At 73.9% G+C, this 23333-nt stretch carries 20 protein-coding genes; 11 read left to right on the top strand and 9 right to left on the bottom strand.

The window, feature by feature from the left end; all coding sequences use genetic code 11:
• Nucleotides 1-109: 109 nt before the first annotated feature.
• Nucleotides 110-913 (bottom strand): nuclease-related domain-containing protein, encoded by an 804-nt coding sequence (locus ACH4ZA_RS03170; RefSeq protein WP_319280053.1) that lies wholly within the window; start codon nt 911-913, stop codon nt 110-112.
• Between the two features lie 110 nt (nt 914-1023).
• On the opposite strand from ACH4ZA_RS03170, the gene ACH4ZA_RS03165 reads away from it, so the two are divergent.
• The 10 genes from ACH4ZA_RS03165 (at nt 1024) to ACH4ZA_RS03120 (ending at nt 11333) form a co-directional block, all read left to right on the top strand.
• A complete protein-coding gene (locus ACH4ZA_RS03165) occupies nt 1024-1533 on the top strand; it encodes a dual specificity protein phosphatase family protein (RefSeq protein WP_319280051.1) in 510 nt (169 codons plus the stop codon).
• Between the two features lie 221 nt (nt 1534-1754).
• The gene (locus ACH4ZA_RS03160) at nt 1755-2633 is read left to right on the top strand and encodes a hypothetical protein (protein WP_398427716.1); all 879 of its coding nucleotides are present in this window, start codon (nt 1755-1757) and stop codon (nt 2631-2633) included.
• Nucleotides 2630-4042: an ATP-binding protein gene (locus tag ACH4ZA_RS03155; protein WP_398427714.1), complete on the top strand. Its 1413-nt coding sequence runs from the start codon at nt 2630-2632 to the stop codon at nt 4040-4042. Before ACH4ZA_RS03160 ends, ACH4ZA_RS03155 begins: the two co-directional genes overlap by 4 nt.
• A gap of 70 nt (nt 4043-4112) precedes the next feature.
• Complete coding sequence (locus ACH4ZA_RS03150; protein ID WP_398427713.1) at nt 4113-4853, top strand: SH3 domain-containing protein; 741 nt, start codon at nt 4113-4115, stop codon at nt 4851-4853.
• A gap of 52 nt (nt 4854-4905) precedes the next feature.
• Nucleotides 4906-6396 (top strand): FtsW/RodA/SpoVE family cell cycle protein, encoded by a 1491-nt coding sequence (locus ACH4ZA_RS03145; protein ID WP_398427712.1) that lies wholly within the window; start codon nt 4906-4908, stop codon nt 6394-6396.
• Nucleotides 6393-7847, top strand: a complete 1455-nt coding sequence (locus ACH4ZA_RS03140) for a peptidoglycan D,D-transpeptidase FtsI family protein (RefSeq protein WP_398427711.1) — start codon at nt 6393-6395, stop codon at nt 7845-7847. Before ACH4ZA_RS03145 ends, ACH4ZA_RS03140 begins: the two co-directional genes overlap by 4 nt.
• Nucleotides 7848-7941: 94 nt before the next feature.
• On the top strand, nt 7942-8880 hold the full coding sequence (locus ACH4ZA_RS03135; protein WP_319280042.1) for a diiron oxygenase: 939 nt from the start codon (nt 7942-7944) through the stop codon (nt 8878-8880).
• A 35-nt stretch (nt 8881-8915) separates the two neighbouring features.
• Entirely contained in the window at nt 8916-9566 is a 651-nt protein-coding gene (locus tag ACH4ZA_RS03130; RefSeq protein WP_319280040.1) for a helix-turn-helix domain-containing protein, read from the top strand.
• Between the two features lie 14 nt (nt 9567-9580).
• The gene (locus ACH4ZA_RS03125) at nt 9581-9943 is read left to right on the top strand and encodes a hypothetical protein (RefSeq protein ID WP_319280038.1); all 363 of its coding nucleotides are present in this window, start codon (nt 9581-9583) and stop codon (nt 9941-9943) included.
• A gap of 103 nt (nt 9944-10046) precedes the next feature.
• Nucleotides 10047-11333, top strand: coding sequence for an NlpC/P60 family protein (locus ACH4ZA_RS03120; RefSeq protein WP_398427710.1), 1287 nt, complete (start codon nt 10047-10049; stop codon nt 11331-11333).
• On the opposite strand, the gene ACH4ZA_RS03115 is transcribed toward ACH4ZA_RS03120, so the two are convergent.
• The 6 genes from ACH4ZA_RS03115 to ACH4ZA_RS03090 form a co-directional block, all read right to left on the bottom strand.
• A complete protein-coding gene (locus ACH4ZA_RS03115; RefSeq protein WP_398427708.1) occupies nt 11306-12781 on the bottom strand; it encodes a hypothetical protein in 1476 nt (491 codons plus the stop codon). The genes ACH4ZA_RS03120 and ACH4ZA_RS03115 overlap by 28 nt on opposite strands.
• Before the next feature lie 66 nt (nt 12782-12847).
• Nucleotides 12848-14101 (bottom strand): styrene monooxygenase/indole monooxygenase family protein, encoded by a 1254-nt coding sequence (locus ACH4ZA_RS03110; RefSeq protein ID WP_319280032.1) that lies wholly within the window; start codon nt 14099-14101, stop codon nt 12848-12850.
• Between the two features lie 24 nt (nt 14102-14125).
• Nucleotides 14126-14770: a GTP-binding protein gene (locus ACH4ZA_RS03105; RefSeq protein ID WP_398427707.1), complete on the bottom strand. Its 645-nt coding sequence runs from the start codon at nt 14768-14770 to the stop codon at nt 14126-14128.
• Nucleotides 14751-15173, bottom strand: coding sequence for a DUF742 domain-containing protein (locus ACH4ZA_RS03100; RefSeq protein ID WP_319280030.1), 423 nt, complete (start codon nt 15171-15173; stop codon nt 14751-14753). Before ACH4ZA_RS03100 ends, ACH4ZA_RS03105 begins: the two co-directional genes overlap by 20 nt.
• Nucleotides 15170-15673 carry a roadblock/LC7 domain-containing protein gene (locus tag ACH4ZA_RS03095; protein WP_319280029.1) on the bottom strand — a complete coding sequence of 168 codons (504 nt, stop codon included), beginning with the start codon at nt 15671-15673 and terminating at the stop codon, nt 15170-15172. Before ACH4ZA_RS03095 ends, ACH4ZA_RS03100 begins: the two co-directional genes overlap by 4 nt.
• Entirely contained in the window at nt 15670-18678 is a 3009-nt protein-coding gene (locus ACH4ZA_RS03090) for a nitrate- and nitrite sensing domain-containing protein (RefSeq protein ID WP_398427705.1), read from the bottom strand. The genes ACH4ZA_RS03095 and ACH4ZA_RS03090 overlap by 4 nt, the downstream gene beginning before the upstream one ends.
• A gap of 368 nt (nt 18679-19046) precedes the next feature.
• Here ACH4ZA_RS03090 and ACH4ZA_RS03085 point away from each other — a divergent pair, with 368 nt between their 5' ends.
• A complete protein-coding gene (locus tag ACH4ZA_RS03085) occupies nt 19047-19838 on the top strand; it encodes a hypothetical protein (protein ID WP_319280026.1) in 792 nt (263 codons plus the stop codon).
• 128 nt (nt 19839-19966) lie between these two features.
• On the opposite strand, the gene ACH4ZA_RS03080 is transcribed toward ACH4ZA_RS03085, so the two are convergent.
• Nucleotides 19967-20467 (bottom strand): MarR family transcriptional regulator, encoded by a 501-nt coding sequence (locus tag ACH4ZA_RS03080; RefSeq protein WP_319280025.1) that lies wholly within the window; start codon nt 20465-20467, stop codon nt 19967-19969.
• A gap of 158 nt (nt 20468-20625) precedes the next feature.
• Nucleotides 20626-23046, bottom strand: coding sequence for an endopeptidase La (lon, locus tag ACH4ZA_RS03075; RefSeq protein ID WP_319280024.1), 2421 nt, complete (start codon nt 23044-23046; stop codon nt 20626-20628).
• Nucleotides 23047-23333: the final 287 nt, after the last annotated feature.

Below are 23333 nucleotides of genomic sequence, written 5' to 3'. Positions count from 1 at the left end.
CCCCTGCGACCCGGCAGGGGGCGCTGCGCCCTGACCCCCGTGGCGGCCCTGAAAGGGCCTCGCCCTCAGACGCCGGGCGGGCCGTGAGGACGGGGCCGGTCGGCGGGGTTCAGGGTTCTGACCAGGTTCTGCGGTCTCTTGCCATGGCATGGAGGGCCTCCACGTCCGCCGGTTTGAGGACTCCGCCCAGGCGGACCAGGCCGGGGAGGTCGGCGTCGGTCAGGACGCGGACCTGGCGCGGGGGGCCGGTGAAGGCGACGTCCGCGGGGCCCACCAGGGCGAGCACGGGACGGACCTCGGCCGTGAGCGCGTGGGACGCGCGATCGGCGGCGCCCCTGATCGCGCGCAGCAGGGGCTCGGGGTCCCGGCGTCCCAGGCCGACCACGGGGTCGGCGATCCGCACCCGCTGCTTGCGGGCGTACAGCGTGTGGACGCAGAACAGGCCCGCCGGGCCGATGGCCAGGTGGTGGAGTCGGCCGCCGCCGGGGAGCGGGAGGGAGTGCAGCGTGTGCCAGCCTGCGCCGTCGAGCCGGTCCAGGGCCTCGCCGACCGTCTGCTCGGCCGCCAGGGAACGGCGGCGGGGGTCGGTGCGCAGCCGGTGCGCGGGGCCGGGGGCGCGCTCGAGGTCGACCAGGAGGGCCTCTCCGGGGCGGTTGGGCGCCAGGTCGTCGTCCGGGGGGAGGGCGAGCCGGGCCAGCTCCGCGGGCGTGGGGACCGGGGGCGGGCCGACCGTGACCGGGCCGGTGACGAAGGGGCCGAGGACCTCCAGCACGTCCTCCCTGCGGTCGTCGCCGATCAGGTTGATCCTGGCCGCCTCACGGTCGTACCAGGCGATGTTCCTGCCGTCCGTGAGGCAGACGTACAGCCGCTCCCGGCCATGCCTCCAGGTCGGTATGACGCGCAGTCCGTTCATGCACCATCACCCCACGACCATGGGAACAGGAGGGACGCTCCGGGGCAAGAAGGCGGTTACCCGGGGAGCGAGTTGGGCAGAGCCTAGGGAGCGCGTTTGGGGAGGCGCCGTTGCGGACTCGCAGGAAGCGACCCGACGTACCGGAACCGGATCGTCCGTGGAGCGAGATCGTGCCCGGGCTGTGGATGGGCGGCCATGAGTTCCGGGGCCGTTCCGGAGAACGGGAGCTCGCGGTGGTGGGGGACGAGTTCGATCTCGTCCAGACGCTCACCCGGGCCAGGCCGGGACACGGACCCGGGCCCGGCGTGCAGCACCAGGTGTGGCCGATTCCCGACGGGCCGCTGGACGGCACCCAGCTCGCGGGGGTGATCCGGCTGGCCCAGGCCGCGGGCGACGCGCTGGACGCGGGGCGGACGGTCCTCGTGCGCTGCTACAGCGGCTACAACCGCTCGGGGCTGGTCGTCGCCCATGCGCTGGTGCGCCGGGGCTCCTCGGCCGACGACGCGATCCGGCTGATACGGTCACGGCGCTCACCGTGGGCCCTGCACAACGAGCTGTTCGTGGAGTACCTGCGCGCGGGACTGCCGACGGCGCGGCTGCTCGAGGAGTTGGCCGAGTAATCGTTTCGCCCGTGGTCAGAGCGGTTCGGCGCCGGCTCGCTCCACCGGCCTACCGGTACACAAAACGGACTTCCTTACGAATTAAGGTGTGCGGAGGCCGGTAACGACGTCGCCTACAGGCCGCCATCACCGGCCGTAAGCCGTCATCATCGGTCAGAAGCCGTCGCCACCGGTCATAGGCCTGGTCACCGGCCACCGGCCAGAGGAGTCACAGGAGTCCCGTGTTCCGCAGTCGTCCCGCCGCCCCCGGCGATCCCGACGCCGACGCTCCCGGCCGTTCCGGCGGGCCGTTCCGCACCCGGTTCGCGGCGGCCTCCGCCGGTGTCGTCCTGCTGGGCTCGGCCGTCGCGGGCTGCGGGGACGCCGGCGAGCTGCAGGGGGCCGGCGCCACGCCGACGGCGATCAGCCCGGACCGGCTGTGGCCGGATCTGACCCCCGCCTCCCGCCCCGCCTTCGACATCGGCGAGGTGGAGACCGAGGTGGTGCGGGGCGTCTCCGTGCCCGGCGGGGACATCCGGGCGGTGGACCCGGTCACGGTGGTCCGCCGGGAGATCGCCCAGAATCCGGGCGACTACGCTCCGGGAGCGTACGAGGAGACGGCCCGCCGGATGGCGGACTGCGGCAAGAGCGGAGCGAAGGCGGCCGAGTGCCCCGTCCTCGAGCCGTACTACCGCGATCTCACCGGAGACGGTCGCGACGACCTGACGCTGGGCTTCCGCCAGCTGCCCGGGAATCTCACGGCGGTCCGCGTCTACACCGTCCGCAAGAACCGGCTGGTGCAGATCATGGGCTACGAGGACGCGGTCAGCGGGGTCGAACTCGCCGCGCGGTCCGTGATCATCCGCGCCCCCTCGGAGGTCGCCGGGTACGAGTACCGCCTGCAGTGGACCTGGGACCAGCAGCAGCAGGCCATGCTGCTCACCCACGACGAGATGCTGCGCACCGGGGGCCGCAAGCACACACCGCGCTCGTCGTCCTCCTCTCCCTCCCCCACCCCCGGAGCCACGACCCCTCCGGCGGCCTCCGAGCCGCCCTCGGCCCCGTCGGCGTCCGTGCCGGGGTCCGCCTCCACCGCCTCCTCCCCCGTGAGCGGCCGATGAGACCGGGGGTGCCCTCGTGGGCCGGCACGCTCGCCGTCAAGGCGGCGGTCTTCATCACGGTGATGTGCTGTGCGCTGGCCGCCCTGCTCGGCGTGCTCGTGCACGTCTCGGTGACGAACCAGACCGTCGGCCAGGCCCGCCACCTCGCGCTGTCGAGGCTGAAGGACGCGACGGCGGCGTTCGAGGCCGGCGACTCGCTCGGGTGGGGCGCGAGCGTCGACCCGCGGGGACTGCCCCTGTCGCTGCGGGAGTTGGCGGCGGCCGGGGAGCGCGGCACCATGGTCGCCGACCGCGACGGGCGGCCCACGATGTGGGCGGCGGGCCCGGTGGACCACGGCCGGACCCTGGCGGTCGCGGTCGACTACGCGCAGAGCGCCCGCACCATCGAGGCGCTGGACACCGCGATCCTGTGGTCGTCGGCGCTGGCGATCGGGGCGACGCTGCTGGTCGGCGCGGTCGCGGTGACCCGCGTGACGCGGCGGCTGCACACCACCGCGCAGGTGGCCCGGCGGATCACCGCGGGCGATCTGGACGCCCGTGTGAACGACCCTCGCACGAGGGAGCCGGGGCGGCCGCGGGACGAGGTGGGCACGGTCGCCGCCGCACTGGACTCGATGGCGTCCTCGCTGCAGGGCAAGCTGCTGAGCGAGCAGCGGTTCACCGCCGACGTGGCGCATGAGCTGCGCACACCGCTGACCGGGCTGCACGCGGCGGCCGAACTGCTGCCGCCGGGACGGCCGACGGAGCTGGTACGCGACCGGGTGGCGGCACTGCGCACGCTCACCGAGGACCTGCTGGAGATCTCGCGGCTGGACACCGGACGGGAGCGGCTGGAGCTGGACGCCGAGGACCTGACGGCGGTGGTGGTGCGGGTCGTGCGGACGGCGGAGGCCTCGGACGCGGCGAGCGGCGCCGGCGGCCCGGGAACGGCCGGTGGAGCCTCTGCCGCCGGGGGCGCGGGTGCCGCCGGGGGCGCGGGTCTGGCCGGTGGCGTGGGCGGTGCGGGGAGCGCGGGCGGCTCGGCGGCCGGCATGGTGGTCACCGTCGTCCGGGATGCTCGCGTCGAAACCGACCGGCGGCGCCTCGAGCGGGTGCTCGGCAATCTCCTGGCCAACGCGCGCCGGCACGGGCGGGCGCCGGTCGTGCTGACGGTGGACGGGCCGGTGGTGACCGTGCGGGACCACGGGGACGGCTATCCGGAGTACATCGTCGCCCACGGGCCGCAGCGGTTCCGCACCGAGGGCGGGACGAAGGGGCATGGACTGGGGCTGACGATCGCGGTGGGGCAGGCGGAGGTGCTGGGGGCACGGCTGACGTTCGCCAACGCGCCGGACGGCGGCGCCGTGGCGACCCTGACACTGCCTCAGACGCCTCCGGCCGCGCGCGGCCTCCCCGATGGCGCAGCGTGACGGGCGGCGCGCCCGAACCGCTCCTAGTCTGGCGATAAGTCAGCTTCACCCTCTTCATGGAGGTATCGCCATGCCCATGCGCACCGCTCTCACCCGCCTGGCCATAGTCACCGCGGCAGGCGCCCTCGCCGCCTCCGCGGCCGTCACCCCGGCCCTCGCCGACGGCGGGGACGGCGTCCACGCCCAACAGGGCGGAACGAACGGCCGTCAGAACGAGGGCGACGACGGCGACGACTGGCGGCCCGGCGGCGGCGACGGCGGCGGCGACGGCGGCGGTGACGGCGGCGGCGGCTGGCAGTCCGGGGGCGGCAACCAGTGGCAGTCCGGCGGGAACCAGTCCGGCGGCCATCAGAACGGCAACCAGTCCGGCGGGAACCAGTGGCAGTCCGGCGGCAACGGCAACGGCAACGGCAACGGCAACCAGTGGCAGTCGGGCGGCAACGGCAACGGCAACCAGTGGCAGTCGGGCGGCCATCAGAACGGCAACCAGTCGGGCGGCACCCAGTCGGGGGGAAACCAGTGGCAGTCGGGCGGTGACCAGTCCGGGGGCAACCAGTCCGGCGGCCAGAACGACGGCCGCCTTGCGCGCGGACGCGTCACCGCCGACGAACTGCTGCTGCGCAGCGCGCCCACCCGGGCGAGCCAGGTGATCCGCGTGGCCCTTCGCGGCGAGATCGTCTCCATCTTCTGCCGTACCGCGGGCCAGGACGTCCAGGGCGACCCGCACTGGTACCTCCTGACGGACGGCACCTGGGCCTGGGGCTCGGCGCGCTACATCGAGACCATCGGAGCGGCGCCGCGCTGGTGCTGACACGACCGCCCGTCACGGCTCACAAGGAGCCACATTTGGGTAAGTTCCGGACATGACGAAAACCGGCGTCGGTGCGGGGGCCGCCGTGGCGGCGGCCGACGCGCCCGCTCCCGCGGCAGGCCTCCCCCGGCGCCGTGGCGTCGAACTCGCCCTGATCGTGCTGGCAGTCCTGCTCTCGGTGTACGGCTACTGCGCGGTCGGCCTGGCGAAGCTCGGCGCCGTCCCGCCCGGCGCCGTCGGCTACGGCGCCGGGCTCGGGGTCCTCGCGCTGCTGGCGCACCTCGCGGTGCGGTGGCGCGCCCCGTGCGCCGACCCGCTGCTGCTGCCCATCGCCGTGCTGCTCAACGGGATCGGCCTGGTGCTGATCTACCGGCTGGACCTGGAGACGCCCGGCGACCGGGCCGCGCCCGCGCAACTGGTGTGGTCGACCGTCGGGGTGGCCCTGTTCACCGTGGTGGTTACCGTGCTGCGGGACCACCGGGTGCTGCAGCGGTACGCGTACCTGTGCGTGGTCGCGGCGCTCGCCCTGCTCACCCTGCCGGTCCTCTTCCCGCCGGTGAACGGGGCGCGCATCTGGATCCGGATCGCCGGATTCTCCATTCAGCCAGGCGAGTTCGCCAAGGTGCTGCTGGCGGTGTTCTTCGCGGCGTATCTGGCGGCCAACCGCACGGCCCTGAGGTACGCGGGCCGGCGGATCCGGCGCTTCACGCGCATGCAGCTGCCCACCGGACGCGTGCTCGGCCCGATCGTCGCGATCTGGCTGCTGAGCGTCGGCGTGCTGGTGCTGGAACGGGACCTCGGCACCTCCCTGCTCTTCTTCGGCCTCTTCGTGGTGATGCTCTACGTGGCCACCGGACGCACCGGCTGGATCGCCGTGGGCCTGCTGCTCGCCTCCCTCGGCGCGGTCGCCGTCGGCCGTCTCGAACCGCACGTGCACAGCCGGGTCGAGGACTGGCTGCACCCGTTCGCCACCATCGAGGCCGGCCAGGGACCCAACCAGCTCGCGCAGTCGCTGTTCTCCTTCGCGGCCGGCGGGGTGCTCGGCTCCGGGCTCGGCCTCGGCCACTCCGTCCTCATCGGCTTCGCCGCGAAGTCGGACTTCATCCTGGCGACCGCCGGCGAGGAGCTGGGACTGGCGGGGCTGTCGGCGCTGTTCCTGCTGTACGGGCTGCTGGTGGAGCGCGGTTTCCGGGCCGGGCTGTCCCTGCGCGACCCCTTCGGACGGCTGCTGGCGGCCGGCCTCGCCTCGATCGTGGCGCTCCAGGTGTTCGTGATCGCGGGCGGGGTGACCGGCCTGATCCCGCTGACCGGCATGGCGATGCCGTTCCTGGCGCAGGGCGGCTCCTCGGTCGTCACCAACTGGGCGATCGTGGCGCTGCTGATCCGGGTCAGCGACTCGGCGCGGCGGCCGTACGACGAGACACGCCCCGAAGCGCGGGACGCGGCGCGCCGCGAGGCGGACGACCACGACGGGGGCCGCGAGGGGATCGGCGAAGCGCCCGGCCGGGCCGCCCGCGCCACGACTTCACGGAGGTCCGGGTGACCCGGCACATCCGGCGCGCCGCCGCGTTCTGCGCCCTGCTGCTGGCGGCGCTCCTGGTCAACGCCGCGCGCGTCCAGGTCGTCCGGTCCGAGGCGTACGACGGCAACCCGGCCAACCGGCGGGCGGTCATCGCCCGTTACGCCCAGCCGCGCGGCGACATCCTGGTCGGCGGGGTCCCGGTGACCGGCTCCCGGGACACGGGCGAGCAGCTGCGCTACGAGCGCACGTACCGCGACGGGCCGCTGTACGCGCCGGTGACGGGCTTCGCCTCGCAGGTGTACGGGACGACGTTCCTGGAGCACAGCGGGGACGGCGTGCTCTCCGGTTCGGACCCGCTGCTCGCCTCGTTCCCGCTGTGGGACGACGTCACCCGCGGCCGGCCGGCGGGCGGCGACGTGGTGACCACCCTCGACCCGCGGGCCCAGCGGGCCGCGTTCGAGGGACTGGACGGGCGCAAGGGCGCGGTGGCGGCGATCGAGCCGTCGACGGGCCGGGTGCTGGCGCTGGTGTCGAGCCCGTCGTACGACCCGGCCGCACTGTCCGGGAACGACGCCGGCACGGAACGGGCCTGGGCACGGCTCAACGGCGATCCGGACCGGCCGATGCTCAACCGGGCGGTGCGGCAGACCTATCCGCCGGGGTCGACGTTCAAGGTCGTCACCGCGGCGGCGGCGCTGGACGCGGGGGTGATCACCGACCTGGACGCGGCGACCGACTCCCCCGCCCCCTACCGGCTGCCCGGGACGCGGACGCGGCTGACCAACGAGGGCGACGGGTGCGAGGACGCTCCCCTGCGGGACGCCTTCGAGTGGTCGTGCAACACGGTGTTCGCGAAGCTCGGCGTGGACACGGGCCTGGCCCGGATGACCCGGACGGCGCAGGCGTTCGGCTTCAACGACCTGGACGTGCGGATCCCGTTCGCCGTCGCGCCGAGCACCTTCGACACCTCGCTCGACCGGGCCCAGCTGGCGCTGTCCTCGATCGGGCAGTACAACACGCGGGCCACTCCGCTGCAGATGGCGATGGTGTCGGCGGCGGTGGCCGACGGCGGTCAGGTGCGCACGCCGTACCTGGTGGAACGGACGACGCGGCGGGGCGGGGCCACGGTGTCCACCGCGGGCTCCCGTCCGTCGCGCCAGGCGATGCTGCCCTCGACGGCGCGGCGGATGCGCGAGCTGATGACGGACGTGGTGCGGGAGGGCACCGGGGTGAACGCGGCGATCCCGGGCGCGATCGTGGGCGGCAAGACGGGCACCGCGCAGCACGGCGTCGGCAACGCCGGGATCCCCTACGCCTGGTTCGTCTCGTGGGCGCAGGGCGTGCGCGACCTGGAGCCGAGGGTGGCGGTCGCGGTGGTGGTGGAGGACGGTTCGGCGCGCCGCGGGGACATCACCGGCGGCGGGATGGCGGCCCCGATCGCGCGCGCCGTGATGGAGGCGGTGCTCGGCTGACGGCGTTCGCGGCGCCGGAGGACCTCGGCCGCCCGGTGCGGGCAATTCCGCGCAGGGGATTGACGAGCTTGCTGACAAGCAGTCTCATAAGTGCATGACGACCCTCACGGACGCCGACGCGGTGGAAGGGCTGCGGGACGCGCTGGGCCTGCTCAAGGACCGGGAACAGGTGGCCGAGCGGCTGCTCGCGTCCTCCGCCAGGCACTCCTTCGACCCGGACCAGGAGCTGGACTGGAACGCCCCCTTCGAGGAGGGCAAGTGGTTCTGGCCGCCGGAGCTCGTGTCGCTCTACGGCACTCCGCTCTGGCGGCGGATGGGCGAGGAGCAGCGGATCCTGCTGTCCCAGCACGAGGCCGCCGCGCTCGCCTCACTGGGAATCTGGTTCGAGATCATCCTCATGCAGCTCCTCGTCCGGCACATATACGACAAGGCGGCGACGAGCGCGCACGTGCGCTACGCGCTCACCGAGATCGAGGACGAGTGCCGGCACTCGAAGATGTTCGCCCGGCTGATCTCGCACGGCGACACTCCCTGGTACCCGGTGAGCCGCGCCCACCAGAACCTGGGCCGCGTCTTCAAGACGATCTCCACCACCCCCGGCTCCTTCACCGCGACGCTGCTCGGCGAGGAGGTCCTCGACTGGATGCAGCGGCTGACCTTCCCGGACGAGCGGGTCCAGCCGCTGGTCCGGGGCGTCACCCGGATCCACGTCGTGGAGGAGGCCCGGCACGTGCGCTACGCCCGTGAGGAGCTGCGCCGGCAGATGATGACCGCCCCGCGCTGGTCGCAGGAGTTCACCAGGGTCAGCTCGGGTGAGTTCGCCCGGGTCTTCTCCGTGGCCTTCGTGAACCCGGACGTCTACACGAACGTCGGCCTGGACCGGCGGGAGGCCCTGGCGCAGGTGCGGGCGAGCGGACACCGGCGGGAGATCATGCAGACCGGAGCGAAGCGGCTGACGGACTTCCTGGACGACATCGGGGTGCTGCGGGGCGTCGGGCGCCGGCTGTGGCGGTCGTCCGGACTGCTGGCATAGGCACGGCCCGGGGGCGGGGGATTACGCTGCACGTCATGACGCCCGCCGCCCCCGCCTACCGTCGCCTCAGCGTCGAGGAGCGCCGCAGCCAGCTGCTGGAGGCCGCGCTCTCGCTGTTCGCGCACCGCGTCCCCGAGGACGTCTCGCTGGACGACGTGGCCGAGGCGGCCGGAGTCTCCCGGCCGCTCGTCTACCGGTACTTCCCCGGCGGCAAGCAGCAGCTCTACGAGGCCGCTCTGCACTCCGCCGCCGACGAGCTGCGCCACTGCTTCGACGAGCCCCACGAGGGCCCCCTCCTCCCCCGTCTGGCCCGCGTCCTCGACCGCTATCTGACCTTCGTCGGCCGTCATGACGCCGGTTTCAGCGCTCTGCTCCAGGGCGGCAGCGTGGTCGAGACGTCCCGGACGACGGCCATCGTGGACGGCGTGCGCCGGGCCGCCGCCGAGGCCATCTACAGCCACCTGGGGGTGGCCGCACCGGGACCGCGGCTGCGGATGACCGTGCGGATGTGGATCACCGCGGTCGAGGCGGCCTCGCTGATCTGGCTCGACGAGGACAAGCAGCCGCCCGCCGACGAGCTGCGGGACTGGCTGGTCGACCAGTTCGTCGCCGTCCTCATGGTGACCGCCGCCCGGGACGCGCAGACCGCCGAGCTGGTCCAGGATGCACTGATCGCGGAGACCTGATCGACACTGGTGGCGTGAAGAGCGAAGACACCCCCTTCGAGGGCGGCCCCATGGACGGCCGGGTGCTGCCCGTGCTGCTGGGCCCCACCGGGCACCCGCCGAAGACGTACCGCATCCCCGTCCCGGACTCGGCCGGCGGCCCGCCCTCCGTCCTGGTCTACCGGCGCGTGCCCCGCGGCCACAGCAGGCGGCTCGGGCTGCCCCAGGGCTGGAAGTACGCGTTCGATCCCGAGGGCAAGGACAGCGGACGGCCGCGCTGGCCCTGGTCGAAGCCCGACGCGACGCCCGGCCCCCCGTCCGGCGGCCCGCCGGACGCGACGCGCCACGCCACGCCCGACGCCACGCCGGACGGACGGCGGGACGACGCCGACGGGTGACCCCGTTGCGCCGAACCGCGCACGCTCGGCGCGCGGACCGCGCGGATCCGTCCGAAGCTCGCCCTGCGGGCTGGAGGGGCCACCCCGCAGCGGAGGTGATGGCGTGTCAGGAAGACTGCTGCGGCTGGCCTGTACGGTCGCCACGGCGGCGCTCGCCGCGCAGACCCTGCTGGCCCCGGTGTGCGCCGCGGCCGCGCAGGAGGTCCCGGAACCGGGCGGTCCGACGGCGACCGCGCCGGCGCCCCCGGACCGGAGCACCCCACCGGCCGCCGAGAAACAGGACGCCGGCCCCGATGTCGACGCCGACGCCGACCCCCACGGGGGCGCGGACGAGGGCGTTCCGGGCGCCGCGGACGAGGGCGGCGGCACGGACGGGGACGGCGGCGAGCGGACCGCGGCCGAGCTGCTGACGGAGCTTCAGCGGCTGTACCGCGAGGCCGAACAGGCCACCGAGGCCTACAACGCCACCGAGGAGCAGCTCGCGCGCCGGCGCGCCGAGACCGGGCGGCTGGACGCCGGCCTGGTGCGGGCGCGGCTGTCGCTGCACGACAGCCGGGGAGCGGCCGGCCGGCTGGCCCGCCAGCAGTACCAGGGCAGCACCGGCATCTCCGCGTACGTGCGGCTGCTGCTCGCCCGCGATCCGCAGCACGCCCTCGACCAGGGGCATCTGATCGGGCAGTTGGCGCGCGAGCGGGCCGTGGCGGTCGGCCGGCTCGCGGGCGGCGAACGCCGGGCCGACGCGCTGGCGCGCCGGGCACGGGCCGCCCTCGACGCGCAGCTCACCCTGACGGCGCACAGGAAGAAGGAGCGCGACGCCGTACGCCGGCGACTGGCCGCGGTCGAGAAGCTGCTGGCCTCCCTCACCGCCGGACAGCTCGCCGCGCTGGAGAGGCTGGAGAAGGACGACGTCGCGCGGGCGCAGCGGAGCCTGGTCGCGTCCGGTGCGCTCGGCGAGGACGACCGCAAGCCGTCGAAGGAGGGCGAGCGGGCCGTCCGGTACGCGGTGCGGCAGATCGGGAAGCCGTACGAATGGGGCGCGGAGGGCCCGCGGTCCTACGACTGCTCGGGCCTGACGTCCGAGGCCTGGGGGCACGCCGGGACCCCGATCCCCCGCACCAGCCAGGAGCAGTGGGCGCGCCTGCCGCGGATCCCGCTGAAGGAGCTGCGCCCCGGCGACCTGGTGGTCTACTTCCCCGAGGCCACCCACGTCGCGCTGTACCTGGGCGGGGGCAGGGTGATCCAGGCGCCGAGGACCGGCGAGAGGGTCGGGGTCTCGCCGATCGCGTCCCATCCGGTGCTGGGAGCGGTGCGTCCGGACCGGCGGGCGGCGGGTCCCCAGGCCGGGCCGGACGCCACGCCGGGTCAGGACGTCAGGAGGGCCGCGCAGTAGGCGTCCACGCCCATCAGCGGGGGCGGCGGGGTGGCCGGCCGGATCGCGCGGACGAGCCGGGGCACCTCACGGGACCAGCGGCGCAGGGGCAGCCAGGCGGCGACGTGGGCCTGCTCGCGGTCGGTGCCGCGGCGGCCCGAGCCGCCGACGTCGTGACGCATCCGCGGGACGCGGCCGCGGCCGCGGCGCTCGACGACGTTGCGGGTGAAGGTGTTCGCCACGGCCCGCATGTCGGCGTGCGTGAAGACCTCGGGCAGGCCGGGGGCGTCACGGTAGAGGCAGAGGAAGTCGATGTCGATCAGGGCGTGCGTGACGTCCTCGGGGACGGTGACCGCGCGGTAGGAGGGGCGCACGTCGGATCCGTCGGCCCCGGGCGAGCCGGTGGCCTCCCACCCCCGGTGCACACGGCCGAAGCCGGGCCAGTACGGCCAGACGGCCGCGCCGTCGACGGCGGCGAGGTCCCCGTGCAGGGCGCGGGCCATCGCGGCGGCGCGGTCGCGCCAGCGCGCCTCGCCGGTGACCACGGCGAGCTGGACGGCGGTGCGGCCCATCGCGAGGAACTCGTTGGTGGGCAGCTCGGCGCCCGCGAAGGAGACCGGTTCGTCGGGCAGCCAGCGGTAGAAGCCACGGCCGTCGTCCGTGGCGCCCCACTGCTCGTCGTGGACGCGCATCGCCCGGTCCACCGCCTCGAGGTAGCCGTCGAGGCGGGCGCGCACGGAGGCGGGCACGGCGTCGGGACGTTCCCGGGCGAGTCGGGCCAGACCGGCCATGGGATAGGTGATCATGCCGGTCTGGGCGGCGAGCGAGACCATGGCGGGCCGTACGGCGTAGGCGCCGGGACGCGGTCTTCGCGGGCCGCCGGCCGGCGGCTCGGGCGGCAGCAGCCGGGCGGTGACCGCGGTGCGCTGCTCGTACGCGGCGTACAGGACCCGGTCCGCGCGGCGCTCGTCCAGCGGGTCGAGGCTGAGCCCCGCCACCTCGACGTCCGTGCGCTGGGGTCCGGTCACGGATATCCGGAAGTGCCGGTCGCCGTCCGGGTGGACGGCGACCTTGGCGGTTCTGGCGTGCGGCGGACAGACCGTGATCTCGAGGGCGGGCCGGCCCTCCGTGTCGTTCAGGACGACGGAGGCGGCGGTGAACTTGTGGGCGGTGCTCCACACCGGCAGGCTGCGGCCGCGGAAGTCGTGCACGCCCCGGAGGTCGTCGCGCGCCAGGAGGACCTGGTCGATGAGCTCCGCGAGCCGCTCGGCGTAGTCGGGCCGGCCGGTGCGCCGGGCCATCAGCAGATACCCCTGCATGCGCCACGAGGTGCCCCAGCCGATCACTCCGGTCTCGTTGTGGGGCAGGACGTGCGGGCCGTTCACTCCGACGAGGTTGCGCTCGGTCTCGCCGAAGGAACGTATTCCGACACGGTGCAGTCCGGCAAACTTCTCTTCAAGAAACGGCATCGGGCGAGTATGGCAGCGCGGCCGGGCCTCCTCACCGCCGTTGCGTGAATTCCCGCCGGCCGGTCCTCAGGCCCCGGTGACCTCCGCCAGATAGGCCGCCGTCTTCTCCGGCTCGTAGAAGAAGTTCTCGAAGTCCGCCGGGTCGTTGAAGGCGTTGGCGAAACGATCGGCCACCGGCGGCAGCTGCCCGGCCGCGCCCAGCAGGCCGACGATGTGCTCCGGCGGCGGGGCCAGCATCGCGTTGGTCCACTTGGTGACGTGCTGCGCGGTGTTCCAGTACCGGTCGAAGGCGCCGCGCATCCACTCCTCGTCGAACTCCTTCTCCCCGCGCTCGAGGATCGACGCGAGGTAGGCGGCCGCGCACTTGGCGGCGGAGTTGGAACCCTGGCCGGTGATCGGGTCGTTGGCGACGACGACGTCCGCGACGCCCAGCACCAGGCCGCCGCCGGGCAGGCGGCCGACGGGGTTGCGGACCGTGGGGGCGTAGCGGCCGGCGAGCGTGCCGCCCGCGTCCGTCAGTTCCACCCTGGTGGCCCGCGCGTACTCCCAGGGCGTGAACCTCTCCATGAGCTCCAGCGTCAGGGAGAGGTGTTCCGCCGGGTCCTTGACGCCGTTGAACACGTCGAGGGGGCCGCCGGGTATGCCCTCCCAGAACAGGATGTCCGCGCGGCCGGAGGTGGTGAGCGTCGGCATGACGAACAGTTCGCCCACGCCGGGGACCAGGTTGCAGCGGACCGCCTCGGTGTCCGGGTGCTCCGGGCGCGGGTCCAGACCGTGGACGTAGGACACGGCCAGGGCGCGCTGCGGCGCGGCGTAGGGCGAGCGCTCGGCGTCCCGGCCGAACATCTGGACGAGTTCGCCCTTGCCCGCGGAGACCAGGACGAGGTCGTAGGCGCGGGAGAAGTAGTCGAGGTCGGAGACCGCCGCGCCGTGGATGACGAGCTGACCGCCGCGCTGGGCGAACGTCTCCATCCAGCCGGCCATCTTCACGCGCTGGTCGACGGACTGGGCGAAGCCGTCGAGCCGGCCGAGCCAGTCGATCGCGCGCTGGGTGGGGCCGGGGTCGTGCGAGCCGGGGGCGGCGACCGAGACGCCGAGGCCCTGGATCTTGGGGGCCTGCTGCTCCCAGAAGTTCAGCTGGAGGTCGCGCTCGTGCTGCAGGGCCGTGTGGAACATGCACTGCGTCGACATGACGCGGCCGGAGCGGATCTCGTCCGCCGTCCGGTTCGACATCAGGGTGACCTCGTACCCGTGCGACTGGAGGCCGAGGGCGAGCTGGAGTCCGGACTGGCCGGCTCCGACGACGAGTATCTTCCGCATGCGGGGATGGCTCCTAAACGAGGATTACTCGGGGGTTTCGTCGAGCGCGTGGCCCACCAGGGCCAGGAGGGTCTCGATCACCGAGATCCGGCGCCGCGCATCCATGATCATGACAGGTATGTGCGGGGACACCGTCAGCGCCTCGCGCACGTCCTCGGGCTCGAACAGCTCACTGCCGTCGAAGTGGTTGACGGCGACCACGTACGGCAGTCCGCAGCTCTCGAAGTAGTCCAGCGCGGGGAAGCAGTCCTTCAGACGGCGGGTGTCGGCCAGCACGACCGCGCCGATCGCACCGCGCACCAGGTCGTCCCACATGAACCAGAAGCGCTGCTGACCCGGTGTGCCGAACAGGTAGAGCACCAGGTCGTCGTCGAGGGTGAGCCGGCCGTAGTCCATGGCGACCGTGGTGGTGATCTTCTCCGGCGTGCCGGTGAGATCGTCGGTCTCCTCGCTCGCCTGGGTCATCAGCGCCTCCGTCTGGAGGGGCTCGATCTCCGAGACGGTGCCGACCAGCGTGGTCTTGCCGGCTCCGAAGCCGCCCGCCACCACGATCTTCGTGGCGACGGGGGCCCGGGTGCGGTCCGTCTGCCAGGGCTGCAGGGGTTCGTCGGGTTCGACGACGGGGGTGACGCCGGGGGAGGAGGCGGCGTCAGAGACGACGGAGTCCACTCAGCACCCTTTCCAGCAGAGCGCGGTCGGGACGGCCCGTACCGTGAGCGGTACCGGTGCCGTACACACGGATCTTTCCCTGGTCCGCGAGGTCGCTGAGCAGCACCCGGACCACGCCGAGCGGCATCCGCAGCAGCGCGGCGATCTCGGCCACGGTGCGCATCCGGCGGCACAGTTCGACGATGGCCCGCAGCTCGGGCGTGACGGTGGACTTGAGCGAGCCCCCCGTCAGCTCCCGCCGTTCCTCGGGGGCCTCGAGTGCCGCCACGAACGTCTCGACGAGAAGGACGTGGCCGAAGCGGGTGCGGCCGCCGGTGAGCGAGTAGGGGCGCACCCGGGCCGGCTTGCGGTCGCCGCCGCGGACCGGGAGCTGCTGCCTGACGTTCTTCGGGCCCGTGCTCATCGCAGACTCCCGGTCGTCTCGGACTCCAGGGATTTTCGCAGTTCGCTGCGGAGTTCCGGGGTGAGCACGTGTCCGGCGCGGCCCACGAAGAGAGCCATGTGGTACGACACCACGCTCATGTCGCAGTCGGCGGAGCCGTGCACGCCGAGGAGTGAGCCGTCGCTGATCGACATGACGAAGAGGCTGCCCTCCTCCATGGCCACCATGGTGTGCTTCACCCCGCCGAACTCCATGAGCTTGGCCGCCCCGACGGTGAGGCTGCCGATCCCGGAGACGATGGTGGCGAGGTCCGCCGAGGACCCGCGGGGTCCGGTGGGCCGGGTCTCCCTGGACTGCCGTGCCGCGGCGTTGCGGCCGGGGTCCGAGGAGAGCAGGAGCAGGCCGTCCGAGGAGACGACCGCGACGGACTGGATGCCGGGGACCTCCTCCACCAGGTTGCTCAACAGCCAGTGCAGGTTTCGGGCTTCACTGCTCAGTCCGAAGGTACTGGGCGCGGTCAACTGCTTGCCTCCTCGACTGTGCCCCCCGTGTCTTCTTCGGCGTGTGCGTGTGCTTCTTGAGCTGCTCGGCGCGGTGCGTCCGGCTCCGCGGAAGGGGACGGGACCCGGTTCTGGCCCGTTCGTTCGGCGATCTCCGCTTCGACGTCGCGGTAGCCGGCCTCCGCCCCCCGGCGGAAGCCGCCCAGACGGCGGCGGAGGGCGTCCGCGTCGACGGTGGCGGTCCGCCGACGCGGGGACTGTGCGGGTGCGGTGATCCTGGGCGTGCGCTTCGGGAGGCCCTTGTCGGTGACGAGCTCTTCCGGGGCGTCGGGAGTGCGGGTGTGCTCGGCTTCGGCTTCGGTGGCGAGGGCGGCGCCGCTGTCGGCTTCGGCCTCGGGGGCGGTACGGGGCTCCGGTCGGGGTCCGGGCACCACGGGCGTGGCCGGGGCCGGCCACGCGGTCGGTCCTGCGGGCGCCTGTCCGGCGGGTGCGGGGTCGTCCTCCCGCCACCGGGCGCCCTCCTGCTCCGTGTCCGGCGAGTCCGGCGGGCTCGGCAGCAGGAGTTCCATCGTCGTCTCGGCCGGCCGCTCCGCGGGCGGCTGCGCCACCGGATCCGCCGTCGGCGTCGGCACGGACGCGGACGTCTGCACGGCGTCAGGGGCCGGCAGGGCATCGGGGGCCGGCACGGCGGCCGGCGTCGGCGCGGGCTCGGGCGCCGCCGGGGACTCGAGCGCGGGCTCGGGCCGGGGCGCGGGCTCGGTCGTCTGCTCCGCCGGGGGCCGGGCCTCGCGGACCGCCCGCTCCGCCAGGGCGACCAGCGGGTCCGCGGACGGCGAACGGCTGGGCAGGACGTTGGAGTTGGCCTCCGCGTCCGCGCCGGGAAGGGTGAAGCTCTGGGCGGCGGCCGAAGCCGGGGAGGTCGCCGGGATCGCGGCGGCCGGGGCCGCGGCCAGCAGCGGAGCCGGCAGGACGACGACCGCCGCCACGCCGCCTTGCTTCTGTTCGCGCAGCCGCACCCGCACCCCGTGCCGGTGGGCGAGCCGGGCCACCACGTACAGACCGAGGCCGAGGCCGTCCTCGCCCTCCTGGTCGTACGGCGTCTCCGGGTCGAACTCGGTGAGGCGTGCGTTGAGACGGCTCAGCCGGTCGTCGGTGATCCCGATGCCCTCGTCCTGGACGGAGAGCATGACCTCGCCGTTCTCCAGGAGCCAGCCGGAGACCTCGACGGGCAGGTCCGGCGGGGAGAACGAGGTGGCGTTCTCCATCAGCTCGGCCAGCAGGTGCGAGAGGTCGTCGGCGGCGAAGCCCGCCACATGTGCGTGCGGCGGGAGCGCGGAGATCCGGACCCGCTCGTACCGCTCGATCTCGCTGACCGCGGCACGGACCACGTCCACCAGCGGGATCGGGCCCGCGTGCTGCTGGACGTGCTCGGTGCCGGCCAGCACCAGCAGGTTCTCGCTGTGGCGGCGCATGACCGTGGCGAAGTGGTCGAGTTTGAAGAGGGTGGCCAGCCGGTCGGGGTCCTGCTCGCGCTCCTCCAGGCTCTCGATGACGGCGAGCTGACGCTCCACCAGGCCCAGGGTGCGCAGCGCGAGGTTGACGAAGGTGCCGCTGATGCTGTCACGGAGGCCGTCCAACTGGGCTGCCGCGTCACCGAGTTCGGCGCGCAGCTCCTCCCGTGCGTCGGCCATCTGCCGGCGCTGCCCGACGAGGTGCTTGCGGTCGGACTCCAGCGTGGCGACCCGCTCGTGGAGGGTCGCGGCGTGCGCGTGGAGGGCGTTGACGGAGCGCACGACCTGGGCGAACTCGTCGTTGCGGCCGGTGAACGCGACCGGTTCCTCGGCGGCGGGGTTCTCCGCCCCGGCGAGCCTGGCGGATCCGCGGCGCAGCACGGACAGCGGGCGGGTGAGGCTGCGGGCCATGCCCGTGGCGACGGCGACGGCCAGCAGCATCAGCGCGCCGAGGACGGCGACGCGGATCTCCAGGCCGGTGACGTCGTCGTCGCGCAGCCCTGCGAGGTCCTCGGCGCGATGGCCGTACAGGGAGGCCTCGGCTCCGCGCATCAGGTCGACGCGGGCGGAGAGCGCGACGTCGAGTTTCCTGACGCTGGTGCCGAGTTCGCGCTCGCTCAGTCTGGGCTGGTCGGTGAGGGACGCGAGATAGGCCTCGGCGGTGTCGACGTCGCCGCCGGTGACGGTGGAGTCGTAGGAGGCCAGCGTCTCCTGGGGCGCGCCCTCGCGGAAGTCGGCGAGGGCCGCGTCGGAGCGCAGCCGCGCCTGCTGCGCGGCGGCGGTGAGGGCGTCGCGCTGTTCGGCGTCGGAATCGCTCGCGACCTTCTCGGTGGTCGTCCGGCCGGTGACCGGGTCGTAGTCCGTCTCCGTGTGGGTCGGCACGCTGAGCGCCGCCAGCAGCAGTCCGCGGGTCGCGGAGGCCTGCTGGACGCCGGTGTCGAGCTCGGCGAGGGCGTACGCGCCGGAGCCCGCACGGGGCGGCATGTCCTCCGCCAGCCGGTCGACGAGCACATGGAGTGCGGCGATGGCCTTGGAGTAGTCCTGGTGCGCCTGCAGCGCCGTGCTCTTGCCGGTGAGGGCCGACTGCCGCGCCGCGGGGACGGCGGCGAGGGCGGCGCGCAGTGCCGCGGAGACGTCGGTCCCGGCGGTCAGCTCGCGCACCTGGAGGTCCACCTTGGCGCTGCTCTGCGTGGAAGGCGCCCGGGACTTCGCACGGCCGGCCGCCACGTAGACGGTGACCTCGTCGCGCTCGTCCGCCAGGGACCGGGCGAGAGCGAGGGCGTCCTCGGTCTGCTCGGCCAGGGTGACCAGGTCCTGGGAGTCCTTCAGCTGGCCGGAGGCGGCCAGGATCGAGGGGGCGCCGGCGCCGGCGATGGCGGCGGCCACCACGGCCACCGCGACGATCAGCCGGTTGCGCACATGGGTCGGACGGCCCTTGCCGACGGGGGTGCCCTCCGCGGCGCCTCCCTCGGAGGCCGTCTGCCTGCCTGTACGCCGAGGCCGCGTCTTCTGCACCGGTGCTCGCATTCCTGACTCGTGTTCCAGGGGCCGGATGTGACGCTCAGTCAACTGACGTCCACGTCCGGTACGGTTCCCGACCCTCCCAGTGCCGGTGGGCAGGGGCCGCGCATCGCTTGCCCCGCCACCCGAAGGAGTGAACATCGGAGGGGAGTTGGCGGGCAAGTTCCTCTGGCGCGTGCGGCAGCCCTGTCCGGTCGGCCGGTTGGACGTGGGCGGCGGGCTTTGACAGGATTCGCCGACACGCGTTCCCGGAGTGCTTCATTCCCGCCCAAAACAGGCGTCTGACCTGCGACGGCGCACCCGTTCGGCGTGTGTTGCCGGCCTTTCACGAAGGCTGTGAAGGGCTCGTGCAGACTGGCCGGATGCGTACGGAACTTGTGTCGGAGGCCGGTGACCGGGCCCGCCCCAACGAGGACTTCGCGAGCGTCGGGCTCGCCGCCTCCGGGCAGGGAGGTTCGCTCGTCCTCCTCGACGGGGTGACTCCGCCGCAGGGCGGCGGGGGCTGTCTGCATTCGGTCCCCTGGTTCACGGCACGGTTGGGCGGCGCCCTGACCGAACTGACCGTTTCACTCACGGATGTTCCGCTGGCCGGGGCGCTCTCCCTCGCCATCGCTCGTACCGCCGAGGCCCATGCGGAAACCTGTGACCTTTCTCACCCGCGTACTCCGCAGGCGACGGCGGTCCTGGCGCGCTGGTCCCCACGGACGCTGGAGTACCTGGTCCTGTGCGACGCGACCCTGCTGCTCGCCTCGCCCGACGGCGCGGTGACCGCCGTCCAGGACGACCGGCTGGCCCGTGTGCCGCGCGCCCTGCTGCGCAGCGCCGACGTCGTGGACGGCACGCTGCGCAACCGGGAGGGCGGCTTCTATACGGCGGCGGCCGATCCGTCGGTGGCGGCCCGCGCGGTGACGGGGTCCGTGCCGCGCGGGGAGGTCCGTTCGCTGGCGGCCGTGTCGGACGGGGCCGGGCGCTGGACGGAGCTGTTCCGCCAGGGCGACTGGCGGGATCTGTTCGCGCTCGTCGACCGGCAGGGGGCGCGGACGCTGGTGGAGCGGGTGCGGGAGCTGGAGCGGGCGGACGAGGCGGCCGGACGGCCCCTGCTCGGCCGGGCGAAGACCCACGACGACGCGACGGTGGTCCACGTGGAGCCATGACCGGATCCGGTCCCGCACCGCACCCGCACCGCGGGCCCACCTCCGCAGGACCCCGGTGACGGCGGCTGCGGCGGCGGGCCCGCCCGGTGTCCCCGACCAGCCGGCCCCGGGGACGCGGTTCGGCGGGGCTACTTCTCCATGCCGCGGTTCAGCTGGTGCAGCAGCCGTGCCAGTTCCTCGACCTCGGTGCGGTCCCAGTGGGAGAAGTGGCTGACGTACCGCTCACGGCGGGCCTCGCGGACCCGGCTCACCCGCGTGCGGCCCTCCTCGGTGAGGTCGACCAGCCAGGCCCGGCCGTCCGCCGGGTCCGGGGCGCGGGCGACCAGGCCGAGCTGCTCCAGGGCGCGCAGCTGGCGCGACATGGTGGCCTTGCCGACGCCGATGTAGGCGGCGAGCTCGGTGGCGCGCTGGCGGCCGCACTCCTCCAGCCGGACGAGGAGCCCGTAGGCGGCGGACTCCAGGTCCGGATGGACCTCGCGGGCCATCTCCCCCTGGTTGGCCCGGGCCCGGCGGAACAGCACCGTCAGCTCCCGCTCCAGGGACAGGAACTCCCGGTCGTCCCGCTCCACCCCGCGCGACGGCGCGCCGGACTCGTCCCCGCGTCCGTCGCCGTTCGTGTCCTCGTGCACGTCAGCACCTCTGCCCGTTGTTCGCCGGTCGCCGCCATCGGCGCAGCTCCTCAGTATTTCGCAGGCCCCGCCCGGCGGCTTCCCGCAGGGCCGCCCGCGGGCATGGCGAGGGCCCGGTCCCCACGGGTCCCGGGCCCTCGTCCGTCCCACGGCGTCCGTCACGCCGCCACGGGAACCTCCGGCGTCGCGCCGTTCGCGGCGGGCGCGAGCGCGAGCTCCAGCACCTGGCGGACGTCGGTGACGGCATGGACGTCGAGCTTGTCCAGCACCTCCGCGGGGACGTCGTCCAGGTCGGGCTCGTTGCGCTTGGGGATGACCACGGTGGTGACGCCGGCCCGGTGCGCGGCGAGCAGCTTCTGCTTCACTCCGCCGATCGGCAGGACCCTGCCGGTCAGGGACACCTCGCCGGTCATCGCCACGTCCGTGCGGACGAGCCGGCCGGACAGCAGGGACGCGAGGGCGGTCGTCATGGTGACGCCGGCGCTCGGGCCGTCCTTGGGGACCGCGCCCGCCGGGAAGTGGATGTGCACGCCCCGGTCCTTGAGGTCGCCCACCGGCAGCTCCAGTTCGGCCCCGTGGCTGCGCAGGAAGCTGAGCGCGATCTGCGCCGACTCCTTCATGACGTCACCGAGCTGACCGGTCAGGGTCAGGCCCGCCGCACCCGTCTCCGGGTCGGCCAGCGAGGCCTCGACGTACAGGACGTCGCCGCCCGCGCCGGTGACCGCGAGACCGGTCGCGACGCCGGGCACGGCGGTCCGGCGCTCGGCCGGGTCCTGGGCGGACTCGGGCACGTGGTGCGGCCGGCCGATCAGGCTGCGCAGATCCTCGCCCCCGATGGCGAACGGCAGCTCCCGCTCGCCCAGTTCGTGCTGGGCCGCGACCTTGCGCAGCAGCCGCGCGATGGACCGCTCCAGGGTGCGCACGCCCGCTTCCCGGGTGTACTCGCCGGCGAGCCTGCGCAGCGCGCTCTCCTCCAGGGTGACCTCGTCCGCCGCGAGGCCCGCACGCTCCAGCTGGCGCGGGAGCAGGTGGTCGCGGGCGATGACGACCTTCTCGTCCTCGGTGTAGCCGTCGAGGCGGACCAGCTCCATGCGGTCGAGCAGGGCCTCCGGGATGGCTTCGAGCACGTTGGCGGTGGCCAGGAACACCACGTCCGACAGGTCGAGCTCGACCTCCAGGTAGTGGTCGCGGAAGGTGTGGTTCTGCGCCGGGTCGAGCACTTCGAGGAGGGCGGCGGCCGGGTCTCCCCTGAAGTCCGAGCCCACCTTGTCGATCTCGTCGAGGAGCACCACCGGGTTCATCGACCCGGCCTCCTTGACCGCCCGCACGATCCGGCCGGGCAGCGCGCCGACGTACGTACGGCGGTGGCCGCGGATCTCGGCCTCGTCGCGGACGCCGCCGAGGGCGACGCGGACGAACTTGCGGCCCATGGCGTGCGCGACGGACTCGCCGAGGCTGGTCTTGCCGACGCCGGGCGGCCCCACGAGGGCCAGGACCGCGCCGCCGCGCCGGCCGCCGACCACGCCCAGACCCCGCTCGCCGCGGCGCTTGCGCACGGCCAGGTACTCGGTGATGCGCTCCTTCACGTCCTCCAGGCCCGCGTGTTCGGCGTCGAGGACGGACTTGGCGCCCTGGATGTCGTACCGGTCCTCGGTGCGCTCGTTCCACGGCAGTTCGAGGACGGTGTCCAGCCAGGTGCGGATCCAGGAGCCCTCGGGAGACTGGTCGCTGGAGCGCTCCAGCTTGTCGACCTCCTTGAGGGCGGCCTCGCGGACCTTCTCGGGCAGGTCGGCGGCCTCGACGCGGGCGCGGTAGTCGTCGGACTCCTCGGCCGCGTCCTTGCCGTCGCCGTTGAGCTCGCGCAGCTCCTTGCGGACGGCTTCGAGCTGGCGGCGGAGCAGGAACTCGCGCTGCTGCTTGTCGACGCCCTCCTGGACGTCCTTGGCGATGGTCTCGGCCACGTCCTGTTCGGCGAGGTGGTCGCGCAGCTGCTGGGCGGCGAGCTTCAGACGGGCCACCGGGTCGGTGGTCTCCAGGAGCTCCACCTTCTGTTCGGTGGTGAGGAACGGCGAGTAGCCGGAGTTGTCGGCGAGCGCCGAGACGTCGTCGATGGCCTGGACGCGGTCGACGACCTGCCAGGCTCCGCGCTTGCGCAGCCAGGCGGTGGCGAGCGCCTTGTACTCCTTGACGAGTTCGGCGACATGACCGGGCAGCGGCTCGGGGACGGCCTGGTCGACGGTGGTTCCCTCGACCCAGAGCGCGGCCCCCGGGCCGGTGGTGCCGGCGCCGATGCGCACGCGGCCGCGGCCGCGGATCAGCGCGCCCGGGTCGCCGTCGGCCAGGCGGCCGACCTGTTCGACGGTGCCGAGCACGCCGGTGCTCGCGTACGTGCCGTCGATACGCGGCACCAGGAGCACCCGGGGCTTGCCGGGCTCCGAGCGGGCGGCGGCCTGGGCGGCCTCCACGGCGGCGCGTACGTCGGCGTCGTTGAGGTCCAGCGGAACCACCATGCCGGGGAGCACGACCTCGTCGTCGAGAGGCAGCACGGGCAGAGTGAGCGGAGCGGACGTCGATGCCATGATCTCCCCTTCGGCAGTCAAGTTGAGCTATGCCGACTCAATGCACGTGAGCCTCCGAATGTTCCCCACGGGGCGGCCCGTTCGCTGTGGGCGATCATCACTGCTCCGGACGGGTGCCGGAGAGGCGTCGGACGGACCGCGGACGGGCAGCTGACGGGCGGCGGGCGCGCACTGTACGAGCCCGCGCCGCGGCGCGTCGAGTCGTCTCCGGCGAGCGCGGAGTTCACGGGGGACGCACGGGGGCGACATCCGCCGACCCAGGGGGCGCACCCCACGCCGCCGCACGA

It is taken from the genome of Streptomyces sp. NPDC020597, assembly GCF_044335095.1.
Taxonomy (GTDB): domain Bacteria; phylum Actinomycetota; class Actinomycetes; order Streptomycetales; family Streptomycetaceae; genus Streptomyces.
The sequence above is the reverse complement of the archived record's forward strand: the minus strand, read 5'-3'. Positions and strand labels throughout refer to the sequence as shown.

Excerpts from the sequence above, each read along its gene's own strand:
- ACH4ZA_RS03170 (WP_319280053.1), bottom strand. The coding sequence starts at position 913 with ATGAACGGACTGCGCGTCATACCGACCTGGAGGCATGGCCGGGAGCGG.
- lon (WP_319280024.1), bottom strand. The coding sequence starts at position 23,046 with ATGGCATCGACGTCCGCTCCGCTCACTCTGCCCGTGCTGCCTCTCGAC.
- ACH4ZA_RS03085 (WP_319280026.1), top strand. The coding sequence starts at position 19,047 with ATGCGTACGGAACTTGTGTCGGAGGCCGGTGACCGGGCCCGCCCCAAC.
- ACH4ZA_RS03115 (WP_398427708.1), bottom strand. The coding sequence starts at position 12,781 with ATGCCGTTTCTTGAAGAGAAGTTTGCCGGACTGCACCGTGTCGGAATA.
- ACH4ZA_RS03130 (WP_319280040.1), top strand. The coding sequence starts at position 8,916 with ATGACGCCCGCCGCCCCCGCCTACCGTCGCCTCAGCGTCGAGGAGCGC.
- ACH4ZA_RS03110 (WP_319280032.1), bottom strand. The coding sequence starts at position 14,101 with ATGCGGAAGATACTCGTCGTCGGAGCCGGCCAGTCCGGACTCCAGCTC.
- ACH4ZA_RS03145 (WP_398427712.1), top strand. The coding sequence starts at position 4,906 with ATGACGAAAACCGGCGTCGGTGCGGGGGCCGCCGTGGCGGCGGCCGAC.
- ACH4ZA_RS03150 (WP_398427713.1), top strand. The coding sequence starts at position 4,113 with ATGCCCATGCGCACCGCTCTCACCCGCCTGGCCATAGTCACCGCGGCA.
- ACH4ZA_RS03155 (WP_398427714.1), top strand. The coding sequence starts at position 2,630 with ATGAGACCGGGGGTGCCCTCGTGGGCCGGCACGCTCGCCGTCAAGGCG.
- ACH4ZA_RS03100 (WP_319280030.1), bottom strand. The coding sequence starts at position 15,173 with ATGAGCACGGGCCCGAAGAACGTCAGGCAGCAGCTCCCGGTCCGCGGC.
- ACH4ZA_RS03135 (WP_319280042.1), top strand. The coding sequence starts at position 7,942 with ATGACGACCCTCACGGACGCCGACGCGGTGGAAGGGCTGCGGGACGCG.